7 protein-coding genes, 1 tRNA gene and 1 pseudogene are annotated in these 7401 nt (G+C 60.4%); 2 read left to right on the top strand and 7 right to left on the bottom strand.

Going from position 1 to position 7401, the window contains the following annotated elements; all coding sequences use genetic code 11:
* The 5 genes and pseudogenes from K6N12_RS25580 to K6N12_RS25560 form a co-directional block, all read right to left on the bottom strand.
* Positions 1-148 (bottom strand): annotated as a pseudogene (locus tag K6N12_RS25580) (S-(hydroxymethyl)glutathione dehydrogenase); the annotation flags it as partial.
* Between the two features lie 92 nt (positions 149-240).
* A complete protein-coding gene (locus K6N12_RS25575) occupies positions 241-2250 on the bottom strand; it encodes an acetyl-CoA carboxylase biotin carboxylase subunit (RefSeq protein ID WP_097628805.1) in 2010 nt (669 codons plus the stop codon).
* A 91-nt stretch (positions 2251-2341) separates the two neighbouring features.
* Positions 2342-3046: a hypothetical protein gene (locus K6N12_RS25570; RefSeq protein WP_097628806.1), complete on the bottom strand. Its 705-nt coding sequence runs from the start codon at positions 3044-3046 to the stop codon at positions 2342-2344.
* A gap of 97 nt (positions 3047-3143) precedes the next feature.
* The gene (locus K6N12_RS25565) at positions 3144-4070 is read right to left on the bottom strand and encodes a DMT family transporter (RefSeq protein ID WP_097628807.1); all 927 of its coding nucleotides are present in this window, start codon (positions 4068-4070) and stop codon (positions 3144-3146) included.
* A 126-nt stretch (positions 4071-4196) separates the two neighbouring features.
* Positions 4197-4281: transfer RNA gene (locus tag K6N12_RS25560), tRNA-Leu, on the bottom strand.
* Positions 4282-4462: 181 nt separating this feature from the next.
* Between K6N12_RS25560 and lipB the strand changes: the two genes are divergently transcribed.
* Together lipB and K6N12_RS25550 are read left to right on the top strand one after the other, a co-directional pair.
* On the top strand, positions 4463-5182 hold the full coding sequence (gene lipB, locus K6N12_RS25555) for a lipoyl(octanoyl) transferase LipB (protein WP_097628808.1): 720 nt from the start codon (positions 4463-4465) through the stop codon (positions 5180-5182).
* 170 nt (positions 5183-5352) lie between these two features.
* On the top strand, positions 5353-5997 hold the full coding sequence (locus tag K6N12_RS25550; RefSeq protein ID WP_097628809.1) for a methyltransferase family protein: 645 nt from the start codon (positions 5353-5355) through the stop codon (positions 5995-5997).
* A 60-nt stretch (positions 5998-6057) separates the two neighbouring features.
* Here the strand turns inward: K6N12_RS25550 and K6N12_RS25545 are convergent, their stop codons facing one another.
* Together K6N12_RS25545 and K6N12_RS25540 are read right to left on the bottom strand one after the other, a co-directional pair.
* Positions 6058-6423 (bottom strand): hypothetical protein, encoded by a 366-nt coding sequence (locus tag K6N12_RS25545; protein ID WP_097628810.1) that lies wholly within the window; start codon positions 6421-6423, stop codon positions 6058-6060.
* A gap of 327 nt (positions 6424-6750) precedes the next feature.
* Positions 6751-7281, bottom strand: a complete 531-nt coding sequence (locus K6N12_RS25540) for a BON domain-containing protein (RefSeq protein WP_097628811.1) — start codon at positions 7279-7281, stop codon at positions 6751-6753.
* Positions 7282-7401: the final 120 nt, after the last annotated feature.

Here is a 7401-nt window from a genome sequence, read left to right as displayed (position 1 = left end):
CACCCGACAGGGTGAAATCGTCGGTGTGGCAGATGCCCGTCGCCTTGACCTCGACCAGCACTTCGCCGGCCCGCGGACCTTCCAGCTGCACGGTCATCACTTCGAGCGGTTTTCCGGCCTGAACGGCAACAGCGGCGCGAACGTCCATCTTCACAATCTCCCTGACAATTTTATTGGGGTTGACCTTGGCATGGCCGGTAAGCCGGGCTCAAGCGAAAACGGCCCGGCGGCCTTTTGCCCTCAGGCGAATTCCATGATCACGGCATCGACGGCCAAGCTTTCGCCGGCTGCGGCATTGATCTTCGAGACGACGAGGTCGCGGTCGGCGCGCAGCACGTTTTCCATCTTCATCGCCTCGACGATCGCAAGCGTTTCCCCCGCCTTGACCTCCTGGCCCTCGGCGACCGCGATGGAAACGACGAGGCCGGGCATCGGGCAGAGCAGCAGCTTTGAGGTATCGGGCGGCAGCTTCACCGGCATCAGCCTGTCGAGTTCGGCATGACGCGGCGACAAGACCTTGGCCGTCACCGAAAGCCCCTGCCAGTCGATGCGCAGCCCGTTGAGGACGGGGCGGATCTGCGCGGTGATATTCCGGCCGCCGACCGTGCCGCTCCAGACCGGATCGCCGGGTCTCCAATCCGTGACAACGCTGCTGTTCTCGCCCTCTATCGCCATCTCCATATCGAAGGGGATGGTGACGAGGCCGTCGATCAATCTGACAGCGACATGACTGTCGCCTGTCTTGACCACCCAGTGCTCGCGCAGCGTGCCCGATGCGGCGCGCAGGCGATCGGCGAAACGCTCGCGCCGGTTCGTTTCGATCAGCGAGGCGGACAGCGCAATGGCGGCAAGCGTGGCCTCTTCCGTGCGGTCCGGTTTCATCGGCGCGAAGCCATCGGGATATTCCTCGGCGATGAAGCCGGTGGATAGCCGGCCCTCGCGCCAGCGCGGATGTTTCATCAACGCCGATAGGAACGGGACATTGTGCTCGATGCCGTCGACGACGAAGCCGTCGAGCGCCCGCCCCATGGCCTCGATCGCCTCCAGCCGTGTCGGCGCCCAGGTGCAGAGCTTGGCGATCATCGGATCATAATACATCGAGATCTCGGCGCCTTCGAAAACGCCGGTATCGTTGCGGACCACCAGATTGCCGGTCCGGCCTTCGGCCGGCGGGCGGTAGCGCGTCAGGCGGCCGATCGAGGGCAGGAAGTTGCGATAGGGGTCTTCGGCATAGAGCCGGCTTTCGATCGCCCAGCCGTCGAGCCTGATCTCCTCTTGAGCGAGGGCAAGCGGCTCGCCCGCGGCGACCCGGATCATCTGCTCGACGAGATCGATGCCGGTGACGAGTTCGGTCACGGGATGCTCGACCTGCAGGCGGGTGTTCATTTCGAGGAAATAGAAATTACGATCGCGGTCGACGATGAATTCGACCGTGCCGGCGCTCTGATAATCGACGGCTTTGGCCAGCGCCACCGATTGGTCGCCCATCGCCTTGCGGGTTTTTTCGTCGAGGAAGGGCGAGGGCGCCTCTTCCGCCACCTTCTGGTTCCGCCGCTGGATCGAGCATTCGCGCTCGCCGAGATAGACGACGTTGCCATGCGCATCGGCCAGCACCTGGATTTCGATGTGGCGCGGCTCGACGATGAACTTCTCGATGAAGACGCGGTCGTCGCCAAAGGAACTCTTCGCCTCCGAGCTGGCGCGCTCGAAGCCGTCGCGTACCTCGGCCTCATTCCAGGCGATGCGCATGCCCTTGCCGCCGCCGCCGGCCGATGCCTTGATCATGACGGGATAACCGATCCCGCCCGCGATCACTTCCGCATGGGCGGCATCCTCGATGACGCCGAGATGGCCGGGCACGGTGGATACGCCAGCGGCATTCGCGAATTTCTTCGATTCGATCTTATCGCCCATCGCCATGATGGCTTTCGGCTTCGGGCCGATGAAGACGATGCCCTGCTTTTCCAGTTCCGCGCAGAAGGAGGCGCGCTCGGACAGGAAGCCGTAGCCCGGATGAACAGCCTCGGCGCCGGTCGCCTTGCAGGCGGCAATGATCTTTTCGGCAACCAGGTAGCTCTCGGAGGCCGCGGCCGGGCCGATATGCACGGCCTCATCGGCCATCTCGACATGCAGCGCGTCCCGGTCCGCGTCCGAATAGACCGCCACGGTCAAAATGCCCATGCGGCGCGCAGTCTTGATCACGCGACAGGCGATTTCGCCGCGATTCGCGATCAGAATTTTCTTGAACATCGAGACTCCACCCAGAAATGCGTTCCGGAGTTTTACGCACAAAACACCGGAACGCACAATCAGGCTTGAGGAGTGGCAGGCTTGAGGAGCTTCAGGCGACGGCCGCTTCCGCGACGGGTTCCTCGTCGACGATGCGCAGCCAACGGCTGCGCCGCGGCTCGGCATAGTCGCGCAGCTCGGCGGCAGCCATTATGCCGGCCCAGTGCGGATGATTGGCGCCGGGCAGCGTCGCCTGATCGATCTGCTGGAGAACGCCGTATTCGACCGACGAGACGGGAATGACGCCGCCTTCGGCGACGCTTCTGAAAATGCGCATCGTGAAATCGACGTCCTGGCGGGTAATGCCCCGGCGGTCGACAGCGCGCGACAGCTTGTAGCCACCGATATTGTCGGTGATCGCCACGCGGAGCTGATCAAGGGCAAGCGCTCTCAATTCACCGGGGACATCGGCTGAAATCTCCATGACATGTAGAATGAGCTCGAGTTCCAGCGCCGAGTTGACGACACCATCGGTCGTGAACATGCGCATGATCCACGCGACGTTGATCTCATCAAGCGAGCCCTGCGGATAGGTGTAATGGACGATGAAGCCGGCGAGCTGCTCGACGAAGAACGCGTTCCACGCGGCACATTTCTCGGGGCAGGAATTGTTGAGCGCCAACATCGCCACGACATCGTCGGATGTCCGGATTCCTTCCGGAAAAGCATGTTTGCGCAACAGGACTATATCTTCGGCCGTCAGCCGATGCTTGCCGGCCACCACACAGGCCGGGAAAGCGAGACGAAATTCGCTCATGTTTTAGCTCCAGGCTTCATCATGAAGCCGGAAACTGTTTTACCGTCTGCGAATTGACGATCCCTCAAGAAGCGGAGTTAATCCGATATTCCCGGGATCAGGAGGATTTTAGCGATCGCGCCTGCAGCCGCTCTCGCCAGATGATGAAGAGACCGGATGCGACGATGATGAAGATGCCGATCCACTTGGAAAAATTCGGGAAATCGTTGAATAGCGCATAGCCGAGAACGGTCGCCGAGATGATCTCGAAGTATTGGAACGGCGCAAGCAGCGACAGCGGTGCGAGCCGGAAAGCCCGGACGATCAGCAGATGCGCATAGCCGGAGATCGAACCAAGGGCGAGCAGCAGGACAAGACCGAGACCGGAGGAGGGCAGAGACATGGCGAAATCGGCATTGCCGGAACCGCTACCCACGAAAAGGGCGGCGGCCATGAAGAGCGTTCCGCCGATTCCCGCCATCGTCTGCATGGTCAGCGGCGAATCGGCCTCGCCGATGGCGCGGTTGAGGAACAGATAGAGTGAGAACAGAAAGGCACAGGCGACCGGCAGCAGCGCCTTCAGGCCGAATATTTCGTAGCTCGGCTGAATGACGATCATCGCGCCGCCGAAACCGACGACGATCGCCATCCAGCGCCGCCAGCCGACCTTCTCGCCGAGGAACAGCGCCGACATGGCCGTCAGCATGAATGGCTCGACGAAATAGATGGCGAAGACGTCGGCAAGCGGCATGTACTTGACGGCGACGAAGAAAAGCAGGCTCGCAGCGCCATGCAGCACGCCGCGCAGCAGGTTCATCCATGGCCGCTTGGCCGAAAGCGCCTTCAGCCCGAAAACGGCGACGAGAATCGGCAGTGTGCAGGCGATCTGGAAGAAGAATCGGTAGAAAGTCACCTGGCCGGGCGACATCGCCTCGAAGGTCGCCATATATTTTGCGATGGCGTCCATTGTCGGCAGGATCAGCATGGCGCCGGACATGATGGCCATGCCCTGCAGGGAGTTTTGATGGGCTGGATGCTCTGACATGGCGGCCGATTCATGACTGGGATGACGCCATCAACCATGCGAAGGCCGGCCGATCAAGCCGAGCAACCGCAAATAGCGTCGAGGAAATCGGAATCGTCGCTTGGAAAGCGTTTCCCTGAAGGGAGATGGTGCGGTCGAGAAGACTCGAACTTCCACGGGTTGCCCCACAGCGACCTCAACGCTGCGCGTCTACCAATTCCGCCACGACCGCATCGTGGTAGGTGCCGATTTGCGTCGGCGGGGCAGCATGTAGCAAAAGCATTTGGGGTACACAAGGGCGATATGACAGTTTTTTTCAAATCCGGTCACAGCATTTGAATTGCCCCCGAAACGGGTCCATATAGGTCTCCTGCCGCCCCCTTTTTCAGGCATTTCGGGGAGTGCGGCAAGGAATGGCCATGCTTCGCACCGATCTCGAATTCTCCATGCTCCCGAATCTCGGCAACCGCCCGGTGCGCTGGCGCATCGCCGATGGCCTCGTTGCCTATGAAGAGGCGGTGGAGACGATGGAGCGCGAGGTGGCGGTGATATCGGACGGCGGTGACGAACTCGTCTGGCTCGTCGAGCATCCGCCGCTCTATACCGCGGGCACCAGCGCCAATGCCCAGGATCTCGTCCAGCCGGACCGGTTTCCGGTCTTTGCGACCGGGCGCGGCGGTGAATATACTTATCACGGACCCGGCCAGCGGGTCGCCTATGTGATGCTTGACCTGAAGCGCAGGCGCCAGGACGTGCGCGCCTTCGTTGCCGCCCTGGAGGACGTCGTCATCCGCACGCTTGATATGATGAATGTGCGCGGCGAGCGGCGTGAAGACCGCGTCGGCGTCTGGGTGCGGCGGCCGGAAAAGCCGTTGCTTGCCGATGGAACGATGGCCGAGGACAAGATCGCCGCCCTGGGGATCAGGCTGCGGAAATGGGTGACCTTCCACGGACTGTCGCTCAACGTCGATCCCGACCTCGATCATTTCGGCGGCATCGTGCCCTGCGGAATCTCGGCCTATGGCGTGACAAGCCTGGTCGATCTTGGCTTGCCGGTGATGATGGCCGATGTCGATATGCGGCTGCGCACCGCCTTCGAGGCGGTTTTTGGCGAAACAATTAGCGAAAGCTGATCGTTCGGAACGGCGCCCCGCCCCCGTCAATTTGCATTTGAAGACATGGCCGGTTTCGGCCCTGGTCTAGGACGCCGTTCTGTCAGATATGGTCGAATGCCTTAACCCATAATTAGCGGTCTCGCATATATAGCTTGCCTCAATTTTGTGATGTGGAAGTCTTGCGAACTATGAAAAAACAGGCAGCGACAAGCTGGTCATTCCTCGATGTCTATTTCGTTCTCGATATCGTCGAAAAGGTCCTGGTCGGCTACTTATTCGTTGCGATCGTCATGCGTATCGTGCCTCAGATGCAGGACAACAGGGCGATCATCGACGGCCTGCTGCTCTTTTCGGAGGGGGCCGCCGCCTTTCTCATTCTGACGCGCCGGCCGACGCGAAATGCGTCGCTGCGGCTCTATGACTGGACGGTCACCGCCGTTGGCACGCTCTTCCCGCTGCTCGTCTCACCCAACACATCGGAACCACTAGCGCCGCTCGCAGTCTGCGGAACGGTGATGGTCCTCGGTTTCTTCCTGCAGATAGCGGCAAAGCTGTCATTGCGGCGAAGCTTTGGCCTGGTGCCGGCCAATCGCGGCATCAAGATCGGCGGCCCTTACAAATTTGTCCGCCATCCGATGTATGCGGGTTATCTGATGATGCATATCGGCTTCTTCCTGACACATCCGAGCGTTTGGAATTTTGCCATCTATGCGACGGCGCTGACCGCGCAATGTTTCCGCCTCCTCGCGGAGGAGCGGTTGCTGAAGCAGGATCCTGCTTACACGGCCTTCATGGCCACGACCCGCTACCGGCTTGTTCCATTCGTGTTCTAATACGATAGGGAAGCAGATTGAAAAGAGAAGGGCCGGTTAACCGGCCCTTTCTTTATTGGATCAATGCGTGGCGCGGCACGCTTCGGTGCGGGAGGCGCCGCTGTCGGCACCCTTGGTGTGGGAGCCCTTCGGGCCAATCATGCTATGGCATGGGGGCAGGGCGTTGATGCTCGCCGTAGCGGTCTTGTCGACGGCAGGGGCGGCCATGGCGCTCGGGGCGAAGCCGTCGCTGTCATTGGTGTAGTCGCTGGAATAGGCCGGGGCCTTATGGTTGGTGTAGTGAACAGGGGCCGGCTTGGACATCTGGCTCGGGGCGAAGCCGTCGCTATCGTTGGTGTAGTCGTCGGAATAAGTCGGCTGGGCGAAGGCGGCGCCTGCAAGGCTGACGGCGAACACGGACGCGGCAAGGGCAAATTTGATGCGCATGGGTCTATCTCCTCAATCTGCTGTTGAATTTCACAACATAAAACCAACCCTCGGCGCATCCGAGTTCGCGCCCCAATTTAGGCAATTTTGTGATGGAACGGCGCCGCAGCCGCGACCTTTTGTCCGAATAAAATCACAGTCTTGTCACTGAAATTGACGTTCGCGTTATGGAAGCCCGCCTAAGCAAAATGACAGGAAATGGCTAGTTCGAAATCATGTTGCGATGCAATCTGGAATTGTTAACTTTTTGTAATGTTGGAAGGGCGACACACCGAGGCGGCGGGACGCGTTGCCGCCCCCGCCGACTATCCATGTCTTGCGAGTGAATCAGTCTTCGTTCGGGATATGGGCATCGACACCGGTCAGCTGCAATTTGTTGCGGACATGGTGGACGCCGTCGACCGAAAGCGCGCCGAGTTCGACCTTGCGGGCGATGCCGATCGTCTCTACCGAACCTTCCAGTGTGACGACGTGCCCGTCGGCATGAACCTCAATGCTGTTGATGTCGACCTCGGGAATGTTTTCGAGATTGTCGTTCACCCGCGCTTCGAGTTCGTCGCTTTCATCGCGGTCGATGGTATCGGCTCGCAGCGAATCCTTCAGACGATTCTCGTTGCCCTCTGCATCCGTGCCGTCGATCCGGAAGCCTTGGTTGGGATCGCTGTCGAAATTTGCCGCCGTCTCGCCATAGGGGCGGTTGGCCGGATCGGCGCCGGTACCGTCGGCATAGGGCCAGCCGTCGTCGAGATTGCGTTCCTCGAGGTCGCGATAATCTTCCTCGCGGGAAAGCCCTGCCTTTTGGTCAAAAAGCTTTGCGCCTTCGCGGGAAATGGGGGGCTTGTCACCTGTCCTTGCCATTGCAGTCGCTCCTAGTTTCTTTTTTGGGGGAAACGCTGGGTTTCTTTGCTGGAAACGCCGGCAGCGGCGAATGGTTCGGCGCGGGAGCCGATTTGTCGGGCCTGATCGTCAGGCTTTATC

Origin of the sequence: Rhizobium redzepovicii (genome assembly GCF_019793435.1) — a bacterium.
Taxonomy (GTDB): Bacteria; Pseudomonadota; Alphaproteobacteria; order Rhizobiales; family Rhizobiaceae; genus Rhizobium; species Rhizobium redzepovicii.
This window is presented reverse-complemented; position numbering and strand designations above follow the sequence as displayed.

Excerpts from the sequence above, each read along its gene's own strand:
- K6N12_RS25575 (WP_097628805.1), bottom strand. The coding sequence starts at position 2,250 with ATGTTCAAGAAAATTCTGATCGCGAATCGCGGCGAAATCGCCTGTCGC.
- K6N12_RS25570 (WP_097628806.1), bottom strand. The coding sequence starts at position 3,046 with ATGAGCGAATTTCGTCTCGCTTTCCCGGCCTGTGTGGTGGCCGGCAAG.
- K6N12_RS25565 (WP_097628807.1), bottom strand. The coding sequence starts at position 4,070 with ATGTCAGAGCATCCAGCCCATCAAAACTCCCTGCAGGGCATGGCCATC.
- lipB (WP_097628808.1), top strand. The coding sequence starts at position 4,463 with ATGGCCATGCTTCGCACCGATCTCGAATTCTCCATGCTCCCGAATCTC.
- K6N12_RS25550 (WP_097628809.1), top strand. The coding sequence starts at position 5,353 with ATGAAAAAACAGGCAGCGACAAGCTGGTCATTCCTCGATGTCTATTTC.
- K6N12_RS25545 (WP_097628810.1), bottom strand. The coding sequence starts at position 6,423 with ATGCGCATCAAATTTGCCCTTGCCGCGTCCGTGTTCGCCGTCAGCCTT.
- K6N12_RS25540 (WP_097628811.1), bottom strand. The coding sequence starts at position 7,281 with ATGGCAAGGACAGGTGACAAGCCCCCCATTTCCCGCGAAGGCGCAAAG.